The sequence below is a fragment of the Bacillus licheniformis DSM 13 = ATCC 14580 genome (genome assembly GCF_000011645.1).
Lineage (GTDB): Bacteria > Bacillota > Bacilli > Bacillales > Bacillaceae > Bacillus > Bacillus licheniformis.
In genome coordinates this window covers 2,962,546-2,988,505 of sequence record NC_006270.3, presented here as the reverse complement: position 1 = coordinate 2,988,505, position 25,960 = coordinate 2,962,546, and the positions used below count along the sequence as shown (strand labels likewise).

General features: G+C 45.9%; 29 protein-coding genes. 23 read left to right on the top strand and 6 right to left on the bottom strand.

What is annotated here, in order from left to right; genetic code table 11:
• Positions 1–66: 66 nt before the first annotated feature.
• Positions 67–1,404, bottom strand: a complete 1,338-nt coding sequence (gene brnQ, locus TRNA_RS36845) for a branched-chain amino acid transport system II carrier protein (protein ID WP_009329377.1) — start codon at positions 1,402–1,404, stop codon at positions 67–69.
• Between the two features lie 193 nt (positions 1,405–1,597).
• Between brnQ and TRNA_RS36840 the strand changes: the two genes are divergently transcribed.
• From TRNA_RS36840 to TRNA_RS36810, 7 genes are all read left to right on the top strand, one after another.
• Positions 1,598–2,743 (top strand): cysteine desulfurase family protein, encoded by a 1,146-nt coding sequence (locus TRNA_RS36840; protein ID WP_003184401.1) that lies wholly within the window; start codon positions 1,598–1,600, stop codon positions 2,741–2,743.
• A 7-nt stretch (positions 2,744–2,750) separates the two neighbouring features.
• Positions 2,751–3,956, top strand: a complete 1,206-nt coding sequence (gene thiI / locus TRNA_RS36835) for a tRNA uracil 4-sulfurtransferase ThiI (RefSeq protein ID WP_003184398.1) — start codon at positions 2,751–2,753, stop codon at positions 3,954–3,956.
• A 111-nt stretch (positions 3,957–4,067) separates the two neighbouring features.
• Positions 4,068–4,280 (top strand): alpha/beta-type small acid-soluble spore protein, encoded by a 213-nt coding sequence (locus tag TRNA_RS36830; RefSeq protein WP_003184396.1) that lies wholly within the window; start codon positions 4,068–4,070, stop codon positions 4,278–4,280.
• A gap of 133 nt (positions 4,281–4,413) precedes the next feature.
• A complete protein-coding gene (mbcS, locus tag TRNA_RS36825) occupies positions 4,414–6,012 on the top strand; it encodes an acyl-CoA synthetase MbcS (protein ID WP_031314684.1) in 1,599 nt (532 codons plus the stop codon).
• A 25-nt stretch (positions 6,013–6,037) separates the two neighbouring features.
• Positions 6,038–6,466, top strand: a complete 429-nt coding sequence (locus tag TRNA_RS36820) for a MarR family winged helix-turn-helix transcriptional regulator (RefSeq protein WP_009329375.1) — start codon at positions 6,038–6,040, stop codon at positions 6,464–6,466.
• Positions 6,467–6,603: 137 nt separating this feature from the next.
• A complete protein-coding gene (locus TRNA_RS36815; protein ID WP_009329374.1) occupies positions 6,604–8,226 on the top strand; it encodes an MFS transporter in 1,623 nt (540 codons plus the stop codon).
• 2 nt (positions 8,227–8,228) lie between these two features.
• Positions 8,229–8,864, top strand: a complete 636-nt coding sequence (locus tag TRNA_RS36810; protein ID WP_003184388.1) for an HlyD family secretion protein — start codon at positions 8,229–8,231, stop codon at positions 8,862–8,864.
• A gap of 61 nt (positions 8,865–8,925) precedes the next feature.
• Here TRNA_RS36810 and TRNA_RS36805 read toward each other — a convergent pair whose 3' ends face one another.
• Entirely contained in the window at positions 8,926–9,723 is a 798-nt protein-coding gene (locus tag TRNA_RS36805) for an NAD kinase (protein WP_009329373.1), read from the bottom strand.
• 192 nt (positions 9,724–9,915) lie between these two features.
• Here TRNA_RS36805 and sppA point away from each other — a divergent pair, with 192 nt between their 5' ends.
• The 15 genes from sppA to TRNA_RS36735 all read left to right on the top strand — a co-directional run bounded on the left by sppA (position 9,916) and on the right by TRNA_RS36735 (position 23,236).
• The gene (gene sppA, locus TRNA_RS36800; RefSeq protein ID WP_003184383.1) at positions 9,916–10,923 is read left to right on the top strand and encodes a signal peptide peptidase SppA; all 1,008 of its coding nucleotides are present in this window, start codon (positions 9,916–9,918) and stop codon (positions 10,921–10,923) included.
• A gap of 15 nt (positions 10,924–10,938) precedes the next feature.
• Positions 10,939–11,457, top strand: coding sequence for an RDD family protein (locus TRNA_RS36795; protein WP_003184381.1), 519 nt, complete (start codon positions 10,939–10,941; stop codon positions 11,455–11,457).
• Between the two features lie 121 nt (positions 11,458–11,578).
• The gene (locus TRNA_RS36790) at positions 11,579–12,262 is read left to right on the top strand and encodes a DUF2953 domain-containing protein (protein WP_003184379.1); all 684 of its coding nucleotides are present in this window, start codon (positions 11,579–11,581) and stop codon (positions 12,260–12,262) included.
• A gap of 12 nt (positions 12,263–12,274) precedes the next feature.
• Positions 12,275–12,733, top strand: a complete 459-nt coding sequence (gene ytfJ, locus TRNA_RS36785; RefSeq protein ID WP_003184377.1) for a GerW family sporulation protein — start codon at positions 12,275–12,277, stop codon at positions 12,731–12,733.
• Between the two features lie 145 nt (positions 12,734–12,878).
• Entirely contained in the window at positions 12,879–13,382 is a 504-nt protein-coding gene (tpx, locus tag TRNA_RS36780) for a thiol peroxidase (RefSeq protein WP_011198194.1), read from the top strand.
• Positions 13,383–13,467: 85 nt separating this feature from the next.
• Entirely contained in the window at positions 13,468–14,454 is a 987-nt protein-coding gene (locus TRNA_RS36775) for a class I SAM-dependent methyltransferase (protein WP_003184373.1), read from the top strand.
• Positions 14,455–14,683: 229 nt separating this feature from the next.
• Positions 14,684–15,871 (top strand): acetate kinase, encoded by a 1,188-nt coding sequence (locus tag TRNA_RS36770; protein WP_003184371.1) that lies wholly within the window; start codon positions 14,684–14,686, stop codon positions 15,869–15,871.
• Between the two features lie 98 nt (positions 15,872–15,969).
• A complete protein-coding gene (locus TRNA_RS36765) occupies positions 15,970–16,488 on the top strand; it encodes a MogA/MoaB family molybdenum cofactor biosynthesis protein (protein ID WP_011198193.1) in 519 nt (172 codons plus the stop codon).
• Between the two features lie 192 nt (positions 16,489–16,680).
• Positions 16,681–17,892, top strand: coding sequence for an argininosuccinate synthase (locus TRNA_RS36760; protein ID WP_003184365.1), 1,212 nt, complete (start codon positions 16,681–16,683; stop codon positions 17,890–17,892).
• Entirely contained in the window at positions 17,889–19,268 is a 1,380-nt protein-coding gene (gene argH, locus TRNA_RS36755) for an argininosuccinate lyase (protein WP_009329372.1), read from the top strand. The genes TRNA_RS36760 and argH overlap by 4 nt, the downstream gene beginning before the upstream one ends.
• Positions 19,269–19,342: 74 nt before the next feature.
• Positions 19,343–19,486: a hypothetical protein gene (locus TRNA_RS43925; protein WP_003184361.1), complete on the top strand. Its 144-nt coding sequence runs from the start codon at positions 19,343–19,345 to the stop codon at positions 19,484–19,486.
• Positions 19,487–19,664: 178 nt separating this feature from the next.
• Positions 19,665–20,426, top strand: coding sequence for an SDR family oxidoreductase (locus tag TRNA_RS36750; RefSeq protein ID WP_009329371.1), 762 nt, complete (start codon positions 19,665–19,667; stop codon positions 20,424–20,426).
• 34 nt (positions 20,427–20,460) lie between these two features.
• Positions 20,461–21,147 (top strand): metal-dependent hydrolase, encoded by a 687-nt coding sequence (locus TRNA_RS36745; RefSeq protein WP_009329370.1) that lies wholly within the window; start codon positions 20,461–20,463, stop codon positions 21,145–21,147.
• 116 nt (positions 21,148–21,263) lie between these two features.
• Positions 21,264–21,821 (top strand): PadR family transcriptional regulator, encoded by a 558-nt coding sequence (locus TRNA_RS36740; protein WP_003184355.1) that lies wholly within the window; start codon positions 21,264–21,266, stop codon positions 21,819–21,821.
• A gap of 92 nt (positions 21,822–21,913) precedes the next feature.
• Positions 21,914–23,236 (top strand): CBS domain-containing protein, encoded by a 1,323-nt coding sequence (locus TRNA_RS36735; protein WP_011198192.1) that lies wholly within the window; start codon positions 21,914–21,916, stop codon positions 23,234–23,236.
• A 28-nt stretch (positions 23,237–23,264) separates the two neighbouring features.
• Here the strand turns inward: TRNA_RS36735 and TRNA_RS36730 are convergent, their stop codons facing one another.
• Entirely contained in the window at positions 23,265–23,567 is a 303-nt protein-coding gene (locus TRNA_RS36730) for a YtpI family protein (RefSeq protein ID WP_003184352.1), read from the bottom strand.
• Positions 23,568–23,713: 146 nt separating this feature from the next.
• Between TRNA_RS36730 and TRNA_RS36725 the strand changes: the two genes are divergently transcribed.
• Positions 23,714–24,658, top strand: coding sequence for a DHH family phosphoesterase (locus TRNA_RS36725; RefSeq protein WP_011198191.1), 945 nt, complete (start codon positions 23,714–23,716; stop codon positions 24,656–24,658).
• A 115-nt stretch (positions 24,659–24,773) separates the two neighbouring features.
• On the opposite strand, the gene TRNA_RS36720 is transcribed toward TRNA_RS36725, so the two are convergent.
• The 3 genes from TRNA_RS36720 to TRNA_RS36710 all read right to left on the bottom strand — a co-directional run bounded on the left by TRNA_RS36720 (position 24,774) and on the right by TRNA_RS36710 (position 25,907).
• Positions 24,774–24,953: a hypothetical protein gene (locus TRNA_RS36720; RefSeq protein ID WP_003184347.1), complete on the bottom strand. Its 180-nt coding sequence runs from the start codon at positions 24,951–24,953 to the stop codon at positions 24,774–24,776.
• A 112-nt stretch (positions 24,954–25,065) separates the two neighbouring features.
• Entirely contained in the window at positions 25,066–25,569 is a 504-nt protein-coding gene (ytrI, locus tag TRNA_RS36715) for a sporulation membrane protein YtrI (protein ID WP_003184345.1), read from the bottom strand.
• On the bottom strand, positions 25,566–25,907 hold the full coding sequence (locus tag TRNA_RS36710; RefSeq protein ID WP_003184343.1) for a YtrH family sporulation protein: 342 nt from the start codon (positions 25,905–25,907) through the stop codon (positions 25,566–25,568). The genes ytrI and TRNA_RS36710 overlap by 4 nt, the downstream gene beginning before the upstream one ends.
• Between the last annotated feature and the right edge of the window lie 53 nt (positions 25,908–25,960).

The following is a 25,960-nucleotide window of genomic DNA, read 5'->3' as shown; positions in this document are numbered from 1 at the left end:
TTTTGTCTAAAGAAATGAAAGATAAAAAAACAGCCCTGTTTTAAACAGAGCTGTTTTTTGCAAAGGTCAGCTGACGTTCTTTAATTTGTCCTCCGGCAAAGCGATAAAAAATGTCACAATGTAACCGATCACTGCGCCGATAACAGCCGGAACGACCCAGCCGACACCCATGCTGAACAGCGGGATGTTCGCTTTTAAGATATCGTTAACCGGCCCCAGCGGGATTTTCGCCGCGTTTAATCCGTCGATGATGCTCAGAATTCCTGTCGGGATAAGGGTGCCGATATAGACCTCGCGCCGTTCATTAAACAGCTTATCAATGAATGAGAGCAAAACGACGACGATCGCAAGCGGATAAATCGCAGACAGAATCGGTACTGAAAACGAGATGATTTCTGTCAGTCCGAAATTGGCAATCACAAGGCTGAAAAGCGTCACAATGATGACAACTGCTTTGTAAGAGAGCTTCGGAATCAGATTTGAAAAATACTCTCCGCAAGAAGAAACAAGTCCTACGCTTGTCGTCAGGCAGGCGAACAAGATCGCGATGCCGAGCACGGCATTTCCAAGCGAGCCGAACAAATATGCGGAAGCTTTGGACAATATTTCGCCGCCGTTGTCGAGCGAACCGACGGTTTCAACGCTTGTCGCCCCTAAATAAGCGAGTGAAACGTAAACGAGTCCGAGACCGACTGCAGCGACTATCCCCGCTTTGATGCATGAAGCGGCGATTGACTTTGGATTTGTGACTCCGCGGTCTTTAATTGCCGTAATGACGACAATTCCAAAAACAATTGAAGCGATCGCATCCATCGTTTTATACCCTTCTAAAAATCCGACAAACAGCGGTGCGGATTGGTAAGCCTCTGTCACAGACCCGATGCTGCCCATCGGGGTGATAAACGCTTTGATGACTAAGATTGCGATTACAGTCAATAATATCGGTGTTAAAATTTTACCGATGCGGTCAACAAGCTTGCTTGGGTTTAACGCCAAGAAATAAGTGATCCCGAAAAAGATCAGGGTAAAGATGAACAGATAAAGACTTGACGAATGTTTTCCTAAAAACGGCTCAACCGCTATGACGTATGAAACGTTTCCCGTCCTCGGAATGGCAAATAAAGGTCCGATCGTTAAATAAATGCTGACGATTAATATCGTGCCGAAGACCGGGTGGGCTTTGTCAGCTAGGCCTTTTGCACTCCCTTTTAAAGCAACCGCGATGACGCCGAGCAGAGGAAGACCAACGCCCGTCAGCAAGAATCCGATGATAGCCGGCCAAATATTCTCTCCGGCAGCTTGACCAAGCTGGGGAGGAAAAATCATATTTCCCGCTCCGAAAAAGAGGGCGAACAGCATAAGCCCAATCGCCGTCGTTTCCTTAGCGGATAGTGAAGTTTTCATTAAAAAGAACCTCCTGGCATTTTGTTTAAATTTTCTGTCAATTTATTTTCGTGATATAATATGACAAAAGTCCAAAGACTATTATATTTTAAAAATCAGAGAAGTCAAACATTTATTTTTAATTTTCAATTACAAGTTGATATGATAACATATACAGTCATGAAAAAGAACGTTCATTTTAAAGGAGTAGATCATGATTTATCTTGATAATAGTTCAACAACAAAACCATATCCTGAATTATTACAAATTTATGAACAAGTAAATCAGCGCTTCTTCGGCAACCCGTCGTCTCTGCACCGCCACGGCGTTGAAGCGGATCAATTGCTTTCTGAAGCGCGGAAACAGATTAAATCGGCGCTTTCGCTAAAAAATCATGATATCGTGTTTACGTCCGGCGCTTCAGAAGCCAATAACATGGCGCTTAAAGGCATTGCTTTGGCACATGCGCAAAAAGGAAAGCATATCATTGCTTCCTCCATTGAACACCCGTCTGTGACGGAATCCTTGGAGCAGCTGAAGACGGCCTTCGGCTTTGAGGTTACATATCTTCCTGTCGACGGCCATGGCTTTGTTTCTCTTGAAGACTTGAAACAAGCGCTCCGCAAAGACACGATTCTTGTAAGCATCATGCACGTCAACAATGAAACAGGCGTCATCCAGCCTCTGGAAGAAATCGGGAAAATCGTAAAAGAAAACACAAGGGCATACTTTCACGTTGATCATGTTCAGGGCATCAACAAGGTTCCGCTGGACATCTCCGGGGCAGCCATTGACCTTTGTACAATCTCGGGTCACAAATTTCACGGCTTAAAGGGAACAGGAGCCCTCATTCTAAACGAACGGATCTCGCTTTTTCCTTTGATTTCCGGAGGAGAACAGCAGAACAACAGGCGTGCTGGAACTGAAAATACCGCCGGCGCCGTTACACTTGCAAAAGCGATCAATTTGTCAAAACAGGATTATAACCATTATATAGAAGAAATAAAGGCGGCAAAATCAGCTTTTATCAAGGAGCTAAAAGAGCTGAAAGGTGTTATATTAAATACGCCGGAAGAAAACAGCGCGCCGCATATCATCAATTTTTCCGTTCCGGGATTGAAGGCTGAGGTCCTTTTGCATATGCTAGAGGAGCGGGATATTTTCGTATCGACGACATCAGCATGCTCTTCAAAACAGCATAAGCCGAGCAAGGTGCTTTTAGAAATGGGAAAAGGTGAAGGTGCGGCCTCAAGCAGCATCAGAATCAGCATGACGTACCGGGATAATCATGAGATTGTCGGCCCGTTTATGACGGCCTTAAAAGAAAGTTTACACAAACTAAAAGGAATTATGAGGTAGAGGCACAATGAATGAGGACTACATTTTAATCAGATTTGGCGAAATTTCAACAAAAGGAAAGAATAGAAAGCTTTTTGTCGATCGCCTGAAAAGAAATATCAAAATGGTCTTGCGCGATTTCCGCAACGTCCGTTATGAATCAACACGCGACAGAATGACTCTCGTATTAAACGGAGAAGACGCTGAAGCTGTAATGGCTCGTCTGAAACACGTTTTCGGCATCCAATCGTTCAGTCTTGCCGTGAAGTGCCGGACAGATCTGGAAAGCATTAAAGAGACGGCGCTCGCTTCTGTTCAAGAACAATACAAGCCCGGGGATACCTTTAAAGTATCGACGAAAAGGGCTTATAAGCAGTTTGAATTAAATACAAATGAGATGAATGCCGAGATCGGAGGACACATTTTGCGCAACACCGACGATCTTACCGTTGACGTCCACTCCCCGGACATCCATTTGCGTATCGAAATTCGGGAAGATGCCACGTATTTGACATTCCGGGATGAAAAAGGTGCGGGCGGACTGCCGGTCGGAAGCGGAGGAAAAGCGATGCTTATGATATCCGGCGGAATCGACAGCCCTGTTGCCGGGTTCTATGCCATGAAGCGCGGACTTGAGATCGAAGCCGTTCACTTTTTCAGCCCGCCATATACAAGCGAGCGGGCCAAGCAAAAAGTGATCGATCTTACTAAGCGGCTTACGGCTTTTGGCGGAGACATCAAGCTTCATATCGTTCCGTTTACAAAAACTCAAGAGCTCATTCAAAAGCAGATTCCCGAGAACTATTCCATGACGGCGACCAGAAGGCTGATGCTCCAGATCGCCGACAAACTGCGCGAACGCCATAACGCGCTTGCGATCTTTACAGGGGAAAGCCTCGGCCAGGTGGCAAGCCAGACGCTTGAAAGCATGTATGCCATCAACGCGGTCACGAGCACGCCGGTTTTGCGCCCTTTAATCGGCATGGATAAGACGGAAATCATCGAAAAAGCGAAGGAAATCGATACGTACGATATCAGCATACGTCCGTACGAAGACTGCTGCACGATCTTTACGCCTTCTGCGCCGAAAACGCGTCCGAAAAAAGAGAAAATCGAACACTTTGAAAGCTACACAGATTTCGAACCGCTTATCAACGAAGCTGTGGAAAACACGGAAACGATTGTTTTGAGCAGCAAAGCGGAAACGAAAGATCAATTTGCGGATTTTTTCTAAAGGAATATTCAATCAAACATCTTTGTCTGTTTTTGCATACAATTACCAAACATTCTTTGTATGAAGTCATGTGTTTTTACACAATCTATACTCACAAGGAGGTGAGAACACATGGCTCAAAACAACAGACAAAGCAGTTCTAACCAACTATTGGTTCCTGGTGCTGCTCAAGCTATCGACCAAATGAAATTCGAAATCGCTTCTGAATTTGGCGTTAACCTTGGAGCAGAAACTACTTCTCGTGCAAACGGTTCAGTTGGAGGAGAAATCACTAAGCGTTTAGTTTCTTTCGCTCAACAGCAAATGGGTGGAACACAACAATAATTAAAATTAAAAAGCAATGGATAATGGGTGGGGTTTAATCCCCACTCTTTTTTATGTTCTGCAAAATAGGCATTTCGGAATACAATTGTATGAAAGGATTATGTATAATAAAAAGATGGCACAAGACAAGGAGATGGAAGGGTTGAGAAGAGAAGATTTGATTGCGCCGGAGAAGTATAATGCGGTTGATGAAATTGAAAAATTTAAATCTTCCCGCGATAAGACCGCATTGATCTGGGAAGATGAATCAGGGCGTCAAGTGTCATGGTCCTATGAAAAATTGATTGAAAAGGCTTACAAAATCGGCAGCATATTGACCCGTTCTGGACTGAAAAAAGGTGACAAGCTTATCGTGATGATGCCGCGGATACCGGAAACGTATGCCGTGTACATGGCCATTTTAAAAGCTGGAATGGTGGTCATCCCATGTTCCGAAATGCTTCGGGCGAAAGACTTGGATTACAGGATCAAGCATGCAGGCGTCAAAGGAGCCGTCGTATATTCAGCATTTCTTGATGCTTTTCTAGATGTTCGTTCAAAAGAGGCACTGTCGTTATTTGCCGTCGGAGAAAGCAGCGAAGGGTGGATCAATCTGCTCGAAAAAATGAATCAGGCCATTGCAGCGGATTTTCAAGCGGCGGATACCTCTCGCGATGACATCGCATTTTTATCTTACACATCCGGCACGACCGGTCAGCCAAAAGGGGTTGTACATACACACGGCTGGGCTTATGCTCACTTAAGAACGACAGCTTCCGCATGGCTTGACATTTCGGAAGGGGATCTCGTCTGGGCGACAGCAGGGCCGGGCTGGCAAAAATGGGTATGGAGCCCGTTTTTAGCAGTGCTCGGTAGCGGTGCAACCGGCTTTATCTATCATGGAAAATTCACGCCGGAAACGTATTTGCGGCTGATTGAGCGCCATCAAGTCAATGTGCTGTGCTGTACGCCGACAGAGTACCGGTTCATGGCGAAAGTCAATGATTTGTCCCGATTTGACCTGTCTTCTCTGCACAGCGCTGTTTCGGCCGGAGAGCCGTTGAACAGGGAAGTCATCGATACATTTAAAAAGCATTTTCATATTGCTGTGCGGGACGGATACGGACAAACGGAGAGCACGCTGTTGGTGGGGATTTTAAAAGGTATGAAAATCAAGCCTGGAAGCATGGGAAAACCGACGCCTGGAAACTTGGTTGATATTATTGACGGGAATGGAAAGAGCTGTCCCCCGGGCGAAACAGGCGATATTGCCGTTCACTTAAGCACGCCGGCTCTTTTTAAAGAATATTACAAAGATCAAGAACGAACGCTCCGACAAAGAAGAGGGGATTACTTTATAACAGGGGATAAGGCGCGAAAGGATGAAGACGGCTATTTTTGGTTTGAAAGCCGCAATGACGATGTGATCATCAGCTCAGGATATACAATCGGCCCGTTTGAAGTTGAAGATGCGCTGATCAAGCATCCTGAGGTCAAAGAATGTGCTGTTGTGGCAAGCCCTGATGAAATCAGGGGATCGATCGTGAAAGCATACGTTGTCTTAAAGGACCCATCCCGCGGAAATGAACACCTGACAAAGGAATTACAAGACCATGTAAAAGCCATGACGGCCCCTTATAAATACCCCCGGGAGATAGAATTCATCGAAGAACTGCCGAAAACGCCTTCGGCGAAAATCAAGCGCTTTGAACTAAGACAACGGGAAATCGCACTTAAAACGAAAGCTGAATAACCACACAAAGAGGAGGGAATATCCGTTGGGTCATGACTCACTCCGAAACATAGAGAAAGAAATCGCGCTTTTGGTCCGTCTGACGACGGCCTACAGCCCGCGCTTTGGAAGTCTGGACCGCTCGGAATATCTGCTGTTAAGCGAGCTTGATAAGCAAAGTCCTCTCGCCATCAACTCGCTGGCTGAAACCTTAATGCTGAATCTGTCGACAGCAAGCAGACAAGTTTCAGCCTTGGAACGGAAAAAGCTCATCAGACGTTTTCCTGATCCCAACAACGGCCGGATCAGCCTTGTGGAGATGACTTCGGAGGGCATTGATGCTCTGAAAAAAGTGCAAAAGGCCCGCTATCATGTATACACGGAGGTTCTTCAAGACTGGACAACAGAAGAACTGAACACGTTGGAAACCCGCTTGATCAGACTGAATCAGGATTTTAAAAAGTGGAGCAAATAAGCGGCTAAAGGCTGGTTGGTCAGACGATCATCAGCCTTTTCTTTTTCTTTCGGTTGAATTATTGCGGGAAGGATGTATAATTTAACTTGCATAATACAACTTGTAATATGAAATATATAACTAAAGGAGGAGCGCTTATGAGTCAATCTGATGTGGCGATCCCGAGCTCTAAAAAAATCGGCATTCCGAAGTATTTGATCATTTCGGTTTTAACGATACTGGCCATTGGGCCGCAATATTTTCTTAATCTTTCCTATACGCTCAGTCAAGTCGTCATTCAAAACGGACTTCATTTGTCACCGGACGATATGCGGATTCCGTCCATTTTGACAAATCTTGCTTTTGCTCTCGGTGTTCCGCTTGGACGTATATTTTCAAGGAGGTTCGGCATTCGGAACAGCTACCTGACACTCATCACCTTATTTTTATGCGGCTCGCTGATCGACGCATTTTCAGCAGGCTTGTTTTCGCTTCTTATCGGAAGGGTGATACAAGGATTATGCTCCGGAATGTTATTTTTGACGATTCTTCCTGTCAAATTGATTTCGTTTCCGAACAAGGTCCGCAATTTGTTTTTGTTTTTCGTCATTAGCGGATTGTTCGGCGCTTCTGCCATCGGAGCGGTTTTTGGTTCCCTGTCACTCAGCGCGGATGCATGGCGCTGGGTGTTTATATTAAATATTTGTTCGCCTGTCCTTTGCCTTGTGATCGGCTTCTTTTCTTTGCCGAAACAAGCAGCGGATGAGCGGGAGCATCATTCGATTGATAAGACGGGCGTTTTTATGCTCTCATTGCTCATGGTTGTTTTGACGGTGCCGCTTATCAATTTGCAGAAGACGGGTGTTCATTCTTTTTATGTGTGGCCGTTCTTTTTGGCCGGATTCATCATTTTGGCGTTGTTTGTCATTACAGACTTGCGCGCCCGGGAACCTCTTGTGCCGTTTCGTTCACTGTGGTCCGCAAAAGCTGTTTCCGGGACAGTCATGGCCGTTGCTTCACACATTGCAATCATTGTTTCCCTTGCCGGGATAAACGGATTTTTGGAAAACATTGCAGAGGCTTCTTTTGAAAGCATGACACGCTTTTATTTGTGTTTTTTCGCAGGGATTTTAGCTACTGCCGTGCTCAGCACGCTTTTGTATGATCATTTTGGCGCCGGATTGCTCGGCTGTATCGGCGCTTTGGAAATGATCATCGTCGGTATGGAATGGAGATCGGTTCAACCCGGTGTTTCGATGGAGTCGTTATATCTTCATGCTGTTTTGCTGGGCAGCGGCGTCAGCATGGTATTGGTATCGGGAGCGCTGGGCACGGCGCTTGCCGGAGATATTCACCAAGCTTCAAAACGCTCGGTTTCGCTTCACTTTATCCGCAATTTCGCCGGTGCCTGGGCTGCACCGGTGATCGGCTGGTTTGCTTCAATGAAGAATGCGGTGCACTACGAGATGATAAGAGGACATATCAGTGAAGCTGATCCTGAAATTCAGCTGGAATTGTCAAAAATGATTCGTGATTTTGTCAGCAGCGGGCTTTCTGTTGGTGATGCGAAGAACATGGCGGCCTATACGATTGTTGCAAATGCCAGAAAAGCTTCAGCCCTTGGCGCATATCACGATTTGTTTACGATACTGCTCTGGCTAAGCATCATCATGCTTGCGGCTTCAATTGGAAAGGCAGCGACCGGAAAAGGAAGATCGCTCGTTCAGAAGCGCCTTCGCCTGCCAGACCCTTCAGCAAGTCAACAAAAGGAGATAGGATAAACATGAGTAAAGGACGTTTGATGATCATCAATATGATTGGTATTATCGCAACTTTAGCGCTTGTCGCTGTATGCGGATATTACTATTATCAAAATAAACATTATGTCACGACGGATGAAGCAAGGGTTTCCGCAAATATGACAAAAATAACGGCGCCTGCTTCCGGAAAATTAAGCGGCTGGGATGCAAAAGAAGGCGACCATATATCAGACGGCGACAACCTCGGAAAAATATCGGACGGGCAGCAGTCGGTAGCTGTCAAAGCCATTTCCGACGGAACACTGGTCAAAAATACAGCCGTCAATCATAAAATCGTAAATGCGGGGGTTGTCATCGGTCAAACTGCCGATATGGATAACATATATATTACGGCTCATATTAAAGAAACGGAATTACGCGATATCGAAAAAGACGACAAAGTGGACATCAAAGTCGACGGGGACCCTGATACAACGTTTGAAGGGAAGGTCGAAGAGATCGGATATGCGACAGATTCGGTATTTTCAATGTTTCCGGAAATGAACCAAAGCGGAGACTATACGAAAGTCACCGAGAAAGTTCAAGTCAAGATTTCGATTCAAAATCCGTCCGCCAAATTGCTTCCCGGCATGAATGCGGAAGTGAAAATTTCGTTATAGGCATTCGCAAAAAAGAGCAAGACGATCGTCTTGCTCTTTTTTAATGAAAAGGTTTTCAAAATTATAGAAATGTGCGCCTTACTTTTTCCCAGAACGAATTATCTTTTAATTTAATGGTTTTGATCATCTTGCCGGAGAGGCTGACTTCGACTTCTTTCACATTCATCGTACTGAAGGCTTCGTTATCAAGGCCGATGATCGGATAGTCGTTCCCGTCCTGGACGATTTTTAATGTCAGCTTTCGATCCGCGCTTAAAATAAACGGCGAGCCGAGGGTTCTGTATGTGTTGTTGTTCAATGAAGCGAGCTCTGTCACCTGTATGCATGGAATCAGCGGATCAACGATTGCCCCATCAACCGATTTGTTATAAGCGGTGCTTCCGGTCGGAGTGGACACGATCATTCCGTCCCCCCGGAATGTTTCAAAATGAAGATCATCTATATAGACGTCCATTACAAATGTTTTAATAATGCTTGAACGGATGGATACTTCATTTAGACATTGAAAGCTGGTCCCGTCAACGGTTACATCGATCAGAGGATATTTTCTGACCTCGATTTGCTCCGAGTTTGTCGCTTCAATCATTTTATCGGTATCATATATATTAAAATCCGCATACAAATGAGCTTTCCCCTTTTTGGCCACGCCTACGTACAGGCAGTCATCCCTGAAGTTCGTCTTTCGAACAGCCTGCAAAAATGTCCCGTCGCCGCCGATGCTTGCGATAATATTGGCTTCATTGTGATGGTGAACGACGCGAAATCCGTGTTCTTCGGCAAGCTGTTTCAGTTTTTTGCACTGCTCGTCGGTTTCTTCGCTTTTTTTGTAAAAGAAATAAATGTTTCGGCGGTCTGTCACAATCATTCTCCCCTTTGTCTGTTAAGTTTAGATTTTTCTGCCATCTAACATATATGTTAAAATGACCTGTGACCCTTAGTTTACCATGTCCAAAAACTTCTTGTATATGAAGCGGCATCATAATGAACTTTTTCTCTTCATATACGTACTAAGACATGCAGCTTTTTTATTCAAAGGAGGAGAACAGACAAAATGAATGCGAAAAGATGGATCGCACTTGTCATCGCGCTGGGCGTTTTTGCGTTATCTGCGGTGATGAGCCTTTTGCTTGCAGTATTTGACACGATGGGGAATGACGGAAAGATGCAGTTTGGCCTCAATGACACCCAGGAAGAAACGGTGCTTGAACAAGGAAACAGCTCAAGAAAAATCGCCGTTCTTGAAGTGAACGGAACGATTTCCGACAATGGCGGCGCTTCAGGCCTGTTCAGCTCTGAAGGCTACAACCACAGATCGTTTTTGCAAATGCTTGAAAAAGCAAAAGACGATTCTGCCGTAAAGGGCATTGTTCTGCGCGTCAATTCTCCGGGTGGCGGAGTATACGAGAGCGCTGAGATACATAAGAAGCTTGAAGAGATCAAAAAAGATACGAAAAAACCGATTTACGTATCAATGGGATCGATGGCTGCGTCCGGCGGCTATTACATTTCAACGCCTGCCGACAAAATCTTTGCAGCGCCTGACACGCTGACGGGTTCACTCGGGGTCATCATGGAAAGCCTTAACTACAGCAAGCTTGCAGAGAAGCTTGGATTAAAAACGGAGACGATTAAAAGCGGTGAGTTTAAAGATATCATGTCACCGACGCGCGATATGACGAAAAAAGAAAGAGAAATCATGCAGTCAATGGTCGATGACGCGTACGAAGGGTTTGTAGATGTTATTGCCGAAGGGCGCGGCATGTCCGAAAATGACGTGAAAAAAATTGCCGACGGACGTGTCTATGACGGCCGCCAGGCGAAACAGAACCATCTCATTGATGAGCTCGGCTATTATGAAGATGCGGTCAAAGCGATGAAAAAGGACCACAAAAACCTTGCCGGCGCATCTGTTGTCAGCTATGAAGAATCAGCCGGCCTTGCCTCGCTGTTTTCAATGACTGCAAATAAGATGTTTAAAAGCGAAGCTGATTTCTTAAACATTAAAGAAGCGATTTCTCAATCCGGTGCACCGAGACTCATGTATTTATATGCCAAATAGGAGGGGACCGAAAAAATGGATGTGACTTATGATGGAAAGGATCATAATGAATTATCGCCGAATGTCGGCGTTTCCAGGGAAGAATCGGCCCCGCATGTAGAGCATGCCTATGCCGGTTTTTGGATCAGGCTGTTTGCTTTTCTGCTTGACGGGGTTGTTATCGGCAGCATCAACAACTTAGCGGTTTCACCCGTTTTCAGCCTGCTGAACCTCCCTAAAGAATCAGGGTTTTTCACCTTTTCGCTTTATTCTTTTGTGACGGCGGCAGTATTTTTTGCTTACTTTGTCCTGATGACGAAGTATTTCGGACAGACGTTGGGCAAGATGGTATTCGGGCTGAAGGTCGTGTCGCTTGTCCCGGAAAAAGGGCTGACATGGGATGTGGTCCTGTTTAGGGAGTTTATCGGCCGCTATATCAACAGTTTATATATTACGTATCTCGTAGCAGCGTTTTCGCCTAAGAAACAAGGGATTCACGATTTCTTTGCGGACACTGCGGTTATCCATGAAAAACTGTATCGAAAAAAAGACTGAGAGTTTTAAACCCGGCTGAAGACTGCCGGGTTTTTTTATTCCTTTGTATCGGCGGAATTCCGGCTATGTTTATTTTTCCAGTTTTCTTCCTATAATGCTTAGTATAAGAGGAAGTGAAATCATGATTTACATATGGATTGCGGGAGTATTCATTCTTTTGGCAGCATTGATGATAATGAAAATCCGCGTAGCGATCGAGTATCTTCATACAGACGATGACGACCGGCTGACCGTCAAAGTTCGGACGGCTTTTGGCATTCTGCGCATTAAAAGGGAGATTCCGGTGATTAAAATCAACCAGGAGGATATGACCGTTGATGTGAAAGAACAGACGAATTCGGCTCTGAAAAAAGATAAAAAGAGGAGAAAAATCGGCTATCGGGAAGTGTTCGATAGTACGAAGCAAATCAAAAAATTGGTGGAACAGATCATCAATATGCAGCCGATCATCCGCCGGTTTATGAAGCGGATTCACGTCACGAAGCTCGAATGGACCTCTGTCCTCGGCTTTCCTGACGCGGCTTTAACCGGGATTGTCACAGGCGGCGCCTGGTCCCTGAAAGCCGGCACGGTGGCTCTCTTGCATCAGCTTTTTTGCTTTGACAGCCAGCCGGAATACGAGGTGATTCCAGCCTTTAACAGCCGTTCCTCCAAAACGCATCTGACATGTATATTCCATTTTCGGGTTGGACATGCTATAACCGCAGCTTTCAGAATCGTGGTGAACTGGAAAGGGAAAATGCGCGGCTTATTTAAGCTGCCAAAAAATCTGTCAGGTTCAACAAAGAATGATTCATCAGTATAGGAGGAATAGAATATGGCTGAACATCCAATTCAAGGTTTGATGAAAACCGCAATGGAAAACTTAAAAGAAATGATTGATGTCAATACCATTATCGGAGATCCTGTGGAAACACCTGACGGCAGCGTCATCCTAACCGTCTCCAGAGTGGGATTCGGCTTTGCGGCTGGCGGAAGCGAGTTCGGCGGCAATAAACCGGCCGAATCCAAAGCGAGCGATGGAGACCGCGAACGAAAAGAATCGAAGCTCCCGTTTGGCGGGGGAAGCGGAGGAGGCGTATCGATTACGCCGATTGCTTTTTTGATTGTCGGATCATCAGGCGTTAAAGTACTGCATTTGGATGAAAACACGCACGTCATCGATAAGATTTTAGACTCAGCTCCGCAAACGATCGAACGGATTCAGCATATGTTTAAGAAAAACGATAAGCAGAAGCAAAATATGAACCGTCAAAACCAGACGCCTCCTTTTTAAAAGCCCCGGCTTTCCGGCAACAGAGTCCCAGAAGTTAACTGTTCCTGCAGCAGTTAACTTTTTTTGTCTCTGCCGGACTTAAGCTTTGCAGTTTGTCCTAAACTCTTTTATAGTAGAGTCATACATAAATGAAGGAGGAATGATGATGGCTTCAATTACATTTAAGGGAAACCCGGTGACACTGGTGGGTTCAGAAGTGAAAGTCGGAGACCAGGCGCCTGATTTCACGGTTTTGTCCAATTCGCTTGAGGAAGTCACACTTCAGGACATCAAAGGCAAACCGGCGGTTATTTCGGTGATTCCGTCTATCGATACAGGTGTTTGTGACGCACAGACCCGCCGCTTTAACGAAGAAGCCGCAGGCCTCGGTTCGGTGAAAGTGTATACGATCAGCGCTGACCTGCCGTTTGCACAGGCGCGCTGGTGCGGAGCAAACGGAATTGAAAATGTGGAAACATTGTCAGATCACAGGGAGATGTCTTTTGGGGAAGCATTCGGGGTTTACATTAAAGAATTGAGATTGCTTGCCCGCGCCGTATTTGTTTTAGATGAAAACGGAAAAGTTGTCTACACTGAATACGTCAGCGAAGCGACAAACCATCCGGACTACGACAAAGCCATCGAAGCTGCCAAATCACTCGTTAAGTAAATTCAACTCATAAAAGGGCTCCAGGTGTTCATCTTGCCGGAGCTCTTTTCATGGCTTTGATTTTTTGATAAGGAGAGACATCATCATGCAAAACTATCCAGTCGAAACGATTTATGAATGGCTTGACAAAGGAGCGGAAGTCATCGCACGCGATCGGCAGATCCCTTACATAGAAGGATTGGCGGAAGCCGGAGAGGCATTCTTTACAGGTTCTGCGGACCGCGGGCTTTCCGAAGAAGCCGAACAAAAGGTGAAGGATCTGATCGGCCGTGCGCGCTTTTCAGAGTGCAGTCATGAGTCGATACGGAAAGCCTTCCAGCTTGCCATACTGAAAGGCCAGAAAGATATTCCTCATCCGAACAGGCAGATGACGCCCGATACGATCGGATTATTTATCGGATATCTTGTGAACAAATTTATGGAGCGGAAAAAAGGATTGACGCTGTTTGATCCGGCGGTCGGCACTGGAAACCTGCTGCTTGCCGTTTTGAACCAGCTGGCTGAGGAAGCGGGAAAAGCGTTCGGCTCAGAGATTGATGACGTCCTGATCAAGCTGGCCTATGTCCAGGCAAACCTGCAGGAAAAGGAAATCGAGCTTTTTAACCAGGACAGCCTGCAGCCGATTTTTATGGAACATGCCGATGCGGTCATCTGCGATCTTCCTGTCGGATATTATCCTGATGACGAAAGTGCGCGCGCTTTCGAATTAAAGGCAGATGAAGGCCACTCTTTTTCACACCATTTGTTTATTGAACAAAGCTTGACCTATACGAAACCGGGCGGCTATTTATTTTTTATGATTCCGAACCATTTGTTTGAAAGCGGTCAAAGCGAAAAGCTGCGTACCTTTTTAAAGAACAATGCGCATATTAATGCAGTGCTTCAGCTTCCGCTGTCCATTTTCAAAGATGAAGCACACGCGAAGAGCATTTTGGTTTTACAAAAGCATGGGGAACAGGCGAAAGCGCCTAAACAGGTTCTGCTCGCGCAAGTCCCGTCATTCGCCAATCAGGATGCGATGCTGAACATGACAGCCAAACTCGACAGCTGGTTCCAGGCTGAAAAAAGATAAGCAGATCAGAGAAGATATATTCTCTGATCTATTTTTATATTCAGAAAATAATAATTTCTTAGTGAAAGCGTTAACATGTCGGATCGTGACTTGAAATGCACTCTTTTGAGTGTTTAAATGAGAAAGGCAGATATTTTTTGAATTTACTAAGAACGATTTTATACATATTTTTTATGTTCCGGGTTGAACATAATGTCACCGGACTATAGGTAAAAAGGAGCGTCATTTTATGTCCAAAATTATTGCAATCAATGCTGGAAGCTCATCACTGAAATTTCAACTGTTCGAAATGCCCAGCGAAAAAGTATTAACAAAAGGCCTTGTTGAGCGAATCGGGCTGGATAACGGCATCTTCACGATTTCCGTCAACGACGAAAAAAAGACTGAAACAACAGATATTCCGGATCATTCCGTAGCTGTAAAAATGCTGCTGGATAAACTGACAAAATTCGGCATTATCAAGGATTTAAATGAAATCGACGGAATCGGTCACCGCGTCGTACACGGCGGCGAAAAGTTCAGCGACTCCGTTTTATTGACGGATGAAATGATCCATGAGATCGAAGAGATTTCAGAGCTTGCACCGCTTCATAACCCGGCCAATATTGTCGGAATTAAAGCGTTTAAAGAAGTTCTTCCGAATGTTCCTGCCGTGGCCGTTTTTGATACGGCATTCCATCAAACGATGCCGGAACAATCTTATCTGTACAGTCTGCCATATGAATATTATGAGAAATTCGGCATCCGTAAATACGGTTTCCATGGTACATCTCATAAATATGTGACTGAACGCGCGGCAGAGCTGCTTGGCCGTCCGATTGAAGAACTTCGCCTGATTTCCTGCCACCTTGGAAACGGAGCGAGCATCGCAGCTGTTGAAGGCGGCAAATCAATCGATACATCAATGGGCTTCACACCGCTTGCAGGTGTAGCGATGGGTACGCGTTCAGGTAACATCGATCCTGCGCTTATCCCGTTCATTATGGAAAAAACGGGTCAAACAGCCGACGAAGTCCTGAACACGCTCAATAAGAAGAGCGGTCTTTTGGGTATTTCTGGATTCTCAAGCGATTTGCGCGATATCGTTGAAGCAACTAAAGAAGGCAATGAACGTGCGGAAACAGCACTCGAAGTATTCGCAAGCAGAATTCATAAATACATCGGTTCTTATGCAGCGCGAATGAGCGGAGTAGACGCGATTATTTTCACTGCCGGCATCGGGGAAAACAGCGTTGAAGTCAGAGAGCGCGTTCTTCATGGTTTGGAATTCATGGGCGTCTATTGGGACCCTGCCTTGAATAACGTCCGCGGAAAAGAAGCGTTTATCAGCTACCCGCATTCGCCTGTAAAAGTCATCGTCATTCCGACGAATGAAGAAGTAATGATTGCAAGAGACGTCGTCAGACTGGCACACTAAAAATAAAAAAACAGCCTTCTCTTTTCAAGGAGGGCTGTTTTTTTATACATTTTCCCCTTTATAATGAAAAAAGACTGTATAAAGGAGGCTGTATGGCCATGAGTGTTGAAGAGCATAAAAAAGAAGCGCCGGACTGCGTCAACTGCAAAGTCATTACTGTCAGCGATACAAGAACGGAAGACACGGATAAAAGCGGCCGGCTCATGAAAGAGTTTTTAGCGGAAGCCGGTCATGAGATCGTTTCCTATGAGATTGTAAAGGACGAAAAGGAAATAATTCAAAAAGCTGTGCTGAAAGGCTGTCTCGACGACCGGATCGATGCCGTCCTATTAAACGGAGGGACTGGCATTGCCTCAAGAGATGTAACAATCGAGTCGATCGTTCCTCTTTTTTCGAAAGAAATTCCGGGGTTCGGGGAGATATTCCGCATGCTGAGTTATACAGAGGATATCGGAGCGGCTGCGATCCTCTCAAGGGCTGCAGCAGGTGTTATTCAAAACAAAGCCGTATTTGCAACACCGGGTTCAAGCGGTGCCGTAAAGCTTGCAATGTCAAAGCTGATTGTGCCTGAGCTTGCCCATGTCATCAGAGAACTGAGAAAAGATATGAAAAAGTAAGGCCGGAAAGCCTTCCGGCCGAACGCTGAATATGCACTGAACTTCATTCATAAAAAATGAATGAAGTTTTTTTTATAAAAAGGTTGAAAAAACCAGACTTCCTTGTTAAAGTGTATACATATTAAATGTATTTTTATTAAATAAAACTTATTTTTATACAAAAGAGCACCGAGATGAGAGGAGTTTTTCGAAATGACGCAAAAGAAAAAAGTGGTATTAGCATATTCAGGAGGACTTGATACTTCTGTCGCGATAAAGTGGCTTCAGGAACAGGGATATGATGTAGTGGCCTGCTGCCTTGACGTCGGAGAGGGAAAGGATCTCGCCTTTGTTCAGCAAAAAGCGCTTCAAGTCGGAGCCTCTAATTCTTATGTTATCGATGCAAAAGAAGAATTTGCGAAAGAGTTTGCGCTGACCGCCCTCCAGGCCCACACGCTTTATGAAGGAAAGTATCCGCTCGTATCAGCCCTGTCCAGACCGCTGATCGCCAAAAAGCTCGTCGAAGTGGCTGAGAAAGAAAACGCGCAAGCCGTGGCTCACGGCTGCACAGGCAAAGGGAATGACCAAGTGCGCTTCGAGGTGTCGATTAAATCGCTCAATCCGGATTTGGAGGTGCTGGCACCTGTGCGCGAATGGAAATGGTCTCGCGACGAAGAGATCGCGTATGCAGAAAAGCATGGCATTCCAATTCCGATCAATCTTGACAGCCCGTATTCAATCGACCAGAACCTGTGGGGCAGAAGCAATGAATGCGGAGTCCTGGAAGATCCTTGGGCCGCGCCTCCTGAAGGAGCGTATGATTTGACGAAGCCTCTTGAAAAAACACCGGATACTCCTGATGTGATCGAAATCGCTTTTGAAGAAGGCGTTCCCGTATCCATTGACGGGACTCACTACCCGCTGTCAGACTTGATTTTAAAGCTGAATGAACTGGCGGGCGCACATGGAGTGGGGCGCATCGACCATGTTGAAAACCGCCTTGTCGGCATCAAATCGCGCGAAGTTTACGAATGCCCGGGCGCGATGACTTTGATTAAGGCGCACAAGGAGCTTGAAGATTTGACATTGGTAAAAGAAGTGGCGCATTTCAAACCTATAATCGAACAAAAAATGGCTGAAGTGATCTATAACGGCCTCTGGTTTTCTCCGCTTAAAGACGCGCTTTCCGGTTTCCTGAAAGAAACGCAGAAGCATGTCACGGGCGTCGTCCGCGTCAAGCTGTTTAAAGGCCATGCGATCGTTGAAGGGCGTAAGTCCGAATACTCCCTGTATGATGAAAAGCTTGCGACGTATACAAAAGACGATGCATTCGATCATCACGCTGCAGTCGGCTTTATCGAGCTGTGGGGACTGCCGACGAAAGTAAACAGCATCGTCCAAAAAAAGGAGCAGATTAAAGCATGAAAAAGCTGTGGGGAGGCCGGTTCCAAAAAACACCGGAAAAATGGGTCGATGAGTTCGGCGCATCGATCCACTTTGACAAAACGCTTGTAAAAGAAGATATCGCAGGGTCTCTCGCTCATGCTTCCATGCTTGAAAAATGCGGCATTTTAACCGAAGCAGAAGCGGTCAAAATAAAGGAAGGCCTGACATCCCTTTTGCACAAAGCGGAAAAAAACGAACTCGATTTTTCAGTCGATTGCGAAGATATTCACCTCAACCTAGAAAAAATGCTCATTGATGAAATCGGGCCGCTCGGCGGAAAGCTTCATACGGCCAGAAGCCGAAACGACCAGGTGGCGACGGATATGCACCTGTATTTAAAAGGGCACACTGAGCATATCATCGAGCTGATTACGGCTTTTCAACACGTTCTGATCGAAAAAGCGGAAGAACACGTGGAGACGATACTGCCGGGATACACCCATTTGCAGCGGGCCCAGCCGATCTCGTTCGCGCATCATTTGCTGGCTTATTTCTGGATGCTGGAGCGCGATAAAGAACGCTATCATGATTCATTCAAGCGGATTAACAAGTCTCCTCTCGGATGCGGGGCGCTCGCCGGAACGACGTTTCCGATCGACCGTGAATATTCCGCAGACCTGCTCGGCTTTGATTCGATATATGAAAACAGCCTGGACGGCGTCAGCGACAGGGATTTCATCCTTGAATTTTTAAGCGCGAGCAGCATTCTGATGATGCATCTGTCAAGATTCTCCGAAGAAATCATTCTTTGGTGCTCGCAGGAATTTAAATTCATTGAGCTTGATGACACCTACGCGACGGGAAGCAGCATGATGCCGCAAAAGAAAAACCCGGACATGGCGGAGCTCATCCGCGGGAAAACAGGACGCGTATACGGTGATCTGATCGGACTCCTCACGATTATGAAGGGGCTCCCGTTAGCATACAATAAAGATTTGCAGGAAGACAAAGAAGGTATGTTTGATACTGTGAAAACGGTCGAAGGAAGCCTTGAGATTTTTGCCGGCATGATTAAAACGATGACAGTGAACAAAAATATGATGAAAAAAGCAACGGAGCAGGATTTTTCAAATGCAACTGAACTTGCCGACTATCTGGCGAAAAAGGGCATGCCCTTCAGAGAAGCGCACGAAGTCGTCGGAAGACTTGTCTTCACCTGCATCGAAAAGGGCATTTATCTCAGCGGCCTGCCGTTTGAAGAGTTCAAAAAGGCAAGCGGGCTGTTTGAAGAAGACGTCTACATCGTGCTCGACCCGCACCATGCCGTCGAAAAAAGAATGAGCGAAGGCGGGACGGGATTCAAAAAGGTGACAGAAGCCATTCAAAAGGCGAAGCAGTGTTTGAACAATTTTTAACACTTCCCGATTCGATTCATAACTGTGCGGCTTCATACGCAAAATAAATTTGTGAATCGAAAAGGGGTGTGGCAATGAAACAAGATCAGTCAAAACACGGATATATGTATGATGCCGACGGAGATAAAGAAACCGTTCAGCAGATCTCTGATGCTTATTTCAGCGGGTTTGTCGCGCACGATGACGCACAGCCGTTAGCTGACGCAGATAAACAATAGAAAGCTGGAGCCCGTAAGAGCGGGCTTCAGCTTTCTTCCGTCTGTCGATTGTATTCCAGCGGCGATTGAAACTTCCCGATGCTCCAAATGTGATATCCTAAGGGTTTTGTAGTAAAGTATAGGTAGATTAATGCAATCATTTGCGAATACCGAGAACCAATGCCTGGGAGGGAAAGATGTGCGCCATGCGTTAATTACTGCCGGTTCAAAAGGTTTGGGGCGTAAAGTGACGGAAGCCCTGCTTGAAAAAGGCTACTCAGTGACGGTGAATTACAGGCAAGACGAAGAAGCTGTCCGCCGCCTCAAAGAAAAATGGCGGTCATCCCTTGACCGTTTGCAGTTTGTTAAGGGTGATGTCACCAGGAAAGAAGACCTGCTCCGGATGGTGAATGCCGCTCTTGAGCGATTTGGAAAAATTGATCTTCTGATCAATAATGCCGGCCCATACATATTTGAACGAAAAAAGCTTGCGGATTATACTGATGATGAATGGTATGACATGCTTGAAGGCAACTTAAGCTCTGTCTTCCATCTGTTTAAAGCGGTTGTTCCGATCATGAGGCGCCAGCGGTTCGGCCGAATCATCACTTACGGATTTCAGGGGGCCGACCATGCGCCTGGCTGGCTGCATCGTTCCGCTTTTGGAGCGGCAAAAGTAGGGCTGGCTTCTTTAACAAAGACGATCGCCATTGAAGAAGCGGGCTCCGGCATCACAGCCAACATGGTCTGTCCAGGCAACATTGTCGGGGATATGAAAGAGGCCTCGATTTCAGAAGCGAGGGCGTCACTTGATGAGGAAACGCCGATCGGCAGGTCGGGAACCGGTGAAGACATCGCAAGGATCATCACTTTTCTATGCGATGAACATTCCGACTACATTACGGGAACAGTCATTGAAGCCACAGGCGGCTTGAATGTGATTAACCGTCATTCTCTCTAGACGTGCGAAATTAAAAAAATCAGGGGTGGATATGATGAAAGTGGCATATCATGGTCATTCAGTGGTAACAGTTGATACGGGAGATCATCAGTTGATCTTCGATCCGTTTATTACAGGAAACTCATTAACCGATTTAAAGCCCGAAGATGTCAAAGCGGACGTCATCTTGCTGACTCACGGACATAACGATCATGTCGGCGATACCATCGAAATCGCCAAGCGAAACAATTCGCTCGTTGTAGCTCCGAATGAACTCGCGGTCTATCTAGGATGGAAAGGCCTGAATGTACATCCGATGCACATCGGCGGCTCCCACCAGTTCGATTTTGGAAAAGTCAAGCTGACGCAGGCTTTCCACGGATCGGCTTATACGGAAGAAGACAGCCAAAAGATCGTCTATACCGGCATGCCGGCGGGGATCCTTCTGACTGTGGAAGGAAGGACGATTTTTCATGCCGGCGACACCGGGCTTTTCTCAGATATGAAGCTGATCGGTGAATTAAATCATATCGACCTTGCCTTCTTGCCGATCGGCGATAATTTTACGATGGGCCCTGAGGACGCCAAACTGGCCGCAGAATGGCTCAGAGCGAAACAGGTTGTCCCGGTTCACTACTCGACGTTCCCCGTCATCGAACAGGATCCGCATGCATTTGCGGACAGCCTTCCTGGAGGCGTCGGAAAAGTGCTTGAGGTCGGTGAGTCAATCGAATTTAAGTAAATTTGTTTTAGAGGGCCCGAATCCGGGTCCTTTTTTCGGTTGAACCGGTTATGCGCCTATCAAAACATGTCCACCATGATATAATGTAGGAATCGGATTCATCTTGGAGGGTGATTATGAGGGTATTGAAATACGCGATTTTGGGGCTCCTTGATCATGGGAGTTTGAGCGGCTACGATATGACAAGCCGGTTTAAAGCCGAATTGGGCCAATTTTGGAGCGCCAAGCACAGCCAGATTTATCCCGAGCTGAAAAAGCTGACGGATGAAGGATTTATCGAATTTGAAACGGTGATCCAAGGCTCAAAATTAGAAAAGAAAATGTATTCCATCACAGAAGCCGGAAAGCGTGAACTTCACGGGTGGCTTACGGAATTTAAGCCGGTTCCAGATACGGTAAAAGATGAATTTATGCTGAAAGCTTATTTTATCTCTTCGATGGAACCTGATGAAGCGAAAAGGCTTTTTAACGATCAGCTTCAAAAGAGACAGGAAAAAGCTGCTTTTTTAAACACCAAGCTCGATGAATTGAAGCGCGAAGCGGGTGATTCAATAACGTTCCGCTCGCCTCATTTCGGCCATTACCTTGTATTGACCCGGGCGCTTGAGCGGGAAAAAGGCTATTGCTCATGGCTTGAAAAAGCGCTTCTCCTGATGGAGGATGATAAGGCTTAGGCGGGCATGATGTTGTGAAGGCGGATTGCGGTTCAATCGCACAACGATTTATAATAAATATATCTAGCAGTCAGAGGATGAAGGTGAAACGATTGGCGACAAAACACGAACAGATTTTAAAATATATTGATTCTTTGTCTGTCGGCGAAAAAATCTCCGTCAGGCGGATTGCCAAAGAAATGAAAGTCAGTGAAGGAACTGCTTACAGAGCGATAAAAGAAGCCGAGAATAAAGGGTTTGTCAGCACGATTGAAAGGGTCGGAACGATCAGGATCGAGCAAAAGAAAAAAGAGAATATTGAAAAACTGACATATGCTGAAGTGGTGAATGTCATTGACGGCCATGTGCTTGGCGGAAAAGCAGGGCTTCATAAAACGCTCAACAAATTCGTCATCGGAGCGATGAAGCTTGATGCGATGATGAGATATACCGGAGCGGGCAACCTGCTGATTGTCGGCAACCGAATCGATGCGCACCGCCAGGCTTTGGAAGCGGGTGCTGCCGTACTGGTGACGGGCGGTTTTGATACGGAGCCGGAGATTATTGAGCTTGCCGACAGGCTCGAGCTCCCGGTCATTTCTACAAGCTATGATACGTTTACTGTAGCGGCGATGATCAACAGGGCGATTTATGACCAGCTCATCAAAAAAGAAGTCGTGCTTGTTGAGGATATTTTGACTCCTTTAGAAAAAACAGTCTGCTTATCACCTCATGAAAAGCTGGAAAGATGGTATGAGAAAAACTTTGAAACTGGGCACGGACGCTTTCCCATCGTTGACGAGCAGATGAAAATCCACGGCATTTTAACTTCGAAGGACGTTGCCGGATATGACCGCAGTGTATTGATTGAAAAAGTCATGACGAAAAACCCGATTACAGTGATCGGAAAAACGTCTGTTGCTTCAGCCGCGCAGATGATGGTCTGGGAAGGGATCGAAGTGCTTCCCGTCGTTGACGAGCGGCAAAAGCTGATCGGCATGATCAGCAGGCAGGATGTATTAAAGGCGCTTCAAATGATCCAAAAACAGCCGCAGGTCGGAGAAAAACTCGATGACATCGTGACCGGCGGTTTCAAAGAATCGGACCATGACAAAAACAAGCCGGCTCCGGTCTATCAATACGAAGTAACGCCGCAAATGACAAACCACTTGGGGACGATTTCCTACGGCGTGTTTACGACGATTTTGACCGAAGCTGCAAACCGCTTTTTGCGGTCGCGCAAAAAAGGCGAGCTCGTGATAGAGAGCATGACGATTTATTTTTTAAAGCCTGTGCAAATGGAGTCTGTCATTGAAATAAAACCGAACATTCTCGAAGCCGGGAGAAAGTTCGGGAAAATGGATATAGAAGTTTTTCACCAGGGTGCTCTAGTCGGCAAAGCGATGATGATGGTTCAGCTGATGGAAAGAAGCTAAGGGACGCGGTCGGTGTCCCTCTTTTCGCTTATGCGTTCTCCCGTTCGTTTTCTTTCGCAAGCAAAGGGACATAGTGCTTATAGGCCTTGTAGCCGGCCCACATGCTCCCGAGCCCGGTCAGCATAAAAATAACGCCGATGACGACAGCCAGCGTGCCGCGGTTTAAAATCAGCTGATTGGCGCCGAAGAACATGATAAACAGGCCCAGACTCATGCTTGACTTGGCCGAATAGTATTCCCGTTCAACCGCTTTTTTGGTGCGCACATACCTTACTTTGAAGTACACATAAGCTATCGCTGAAACCACAATAAAAAAAACAAAAAACGGCATAATCGACATCCTCCATTGTAAGTTTTACAAACCCATTGTATACATAATCGGGTTCGCTTTCTACAATAAAAAGTCATAACTTTCACTTTCCACCAACAACAGATTATGATTTAATGGTTAAAAACAAAGTAAAGAAGGGGCGCGTCATGAAAAAAGAAATCATCAGAACCATATCATTATATGACACGATCATTATACATAGACATGTGAGACCGGATCCTGACGCCTACGGATCCCAATGCGGCCTTACGGAAATCCTGAGGGCAACCTACCCCGAAAAAAATATTTTCGCGGTCGGAGCTCCTGAACCTTCTCTCGCTTTTTTGTATACTCCAGATGTGATTGAAGACCCGGTGTATGAAAATGCACTTGTCATCGTTTGCGACACGGCAAATCAAGCGAGAATTTCAGATTCGCGCTACAACCTGGGCGACAAGCTGATCAAAATCGACCACCATCCGAATGAAGACCGGTACGGCGACCTTTTATGGGTGGATACGAGTGCGAGCTCGACGAGCGAGATGATTTACGAACTGTATTTAGCGGGTAAAGAACAAGCGGGATGGGCGCTTCCAACAAAGGGCGCCGAACTGATCTATGCCGGCATTGTGGGGGATACAGGGCGCTTCTTATTTCCGAACACGACAAAAAAGACATTGAAATATGCCGGAGAGCTGATCGAGTATCCTTTTTCTTCCCAGGCGCTTTTTGATCAATTATATGAGACGAAATTAAATGTTGTGAGGCTGAATGGCTATATTTACCAGAATGTTTCTCTGTCCGAAAACGGTGTTGCGTCGGTTTTCATCACCCGCGATATTTTACATCAATACAATATTACGCCGTCTGAAGCTTCACAGCTTGTCAGCACGCTCGGCAATATTTCGGGGATCAAAGCATGGGTGTTTTTTGTGGAGGAAGCCGATCAAATCAGGGTAAGGCTTCGTTCAAAGGGGCCGATTGTCAATGAAGTCGCTAAAAAATACAACGGCGGGGGCCATCCGCTCGCAGCCGGCGCTTCCATCTATGACTGGAAAGACGCTGATCTTGTCATCGCTGACCTGGAGCGTATATGCAAAGAAAACAAATAAGAGGGGAAGTCCCTCTTTTTTGTGCAGTTTAACTGCAAACGCTTGCATTGCATCTTGCAAAAAAGTAAACAGCAGCAAAGTGTAAGCGGATCATTTTACGCACGACAGCTGCTGTTTATTCAGGTATAAACCATGATCCGATATCTGTTACATCCTCATAAACATGGATGTTTTGGGCCTTTAACTCTTTTTTGATAAGGGACGCGAGACTTTCAGTTTCCGCATAAGCCGAGTAGCCCAGCTTGATCCGGTTGACTTTATCTCTTGCCAGCTGATGGTAACTGTAAATGTACATTCTGCTTTCCTCCCTTTTTAAAAAAACTTACATATCGCTTACTGTCAGTTTAAATTAAAATATGGAAAAAAGCGACGAATGCATGTGAATCGTAAAAAAAAATCCATAATTTTTATTCGGAAAAAGAGATTTTGATTTCAACGGAAAGCCGCGTATAAATCGTCAGTTCGGTGACTTTCGCCTTGTACTTTTTATCGTTTATCGTATACTCTTTATTTTCAATCGTCCGCTTTAAAAGCTCCTTCGTCCGGTAGACGCTTTCGATATCCTTTGTAATGACATCTGAAATGTTATCCCGGATATGCTCCTCAAAGTTCATCATGTCCGGCTGTGACAGCTTGTATTGCTTGCCGTTGATCAGCTTGACGTCGACGCTTTGAATCAGCAGTTTTCTTTTATTGTCTTCATTCAGCTTATGCAGATCCTCGCGGTAAATGGTGATCTGGTCATTTAAATCATTGATGCGCTCTTTCTGTTCCCTGATCAAGACGACCTGCTTCTCCTGAAAGGTTCCGTATGTAAACAGGAACACGAACCAGCTGATGATGGCTCCGCACATCATTCCCGCAAAAAAACGCTGCCACCCAGGCTTTTTATAATATGGAGGGATTCTCATGAGGAAATATGCTCCTGTGTGAGCCAGTTGATGATCAGATAACCGGTCTGCGCTCCTCCCATCGCCGAAAGAATCAGGAGAAGCTGTTTTACGATGTCTCTCGTATTGCCTTCGATAATGCCCCTTTCAAAGCTGTAGACCGCATCAAACGTGCCGCCGATTGCCGCAACCAGCGCCCAGATTTTCAGGCGGTTTGCGAGACTTGTAATGATCGTTAAAGGCGGCTGCCCCGACAGATAGGCGCCGATCCCCCCGATTAAACAACCGCCGAGAAGCACTCCAAGCGCAATAAAATAACAGCTGATAAAGTTTGGGAAAAAGGGCTGTTCAGGATCCATTCCGATCACCTCACCTTATCACACTATATGGATAAAGAAAGACAAGTATGATT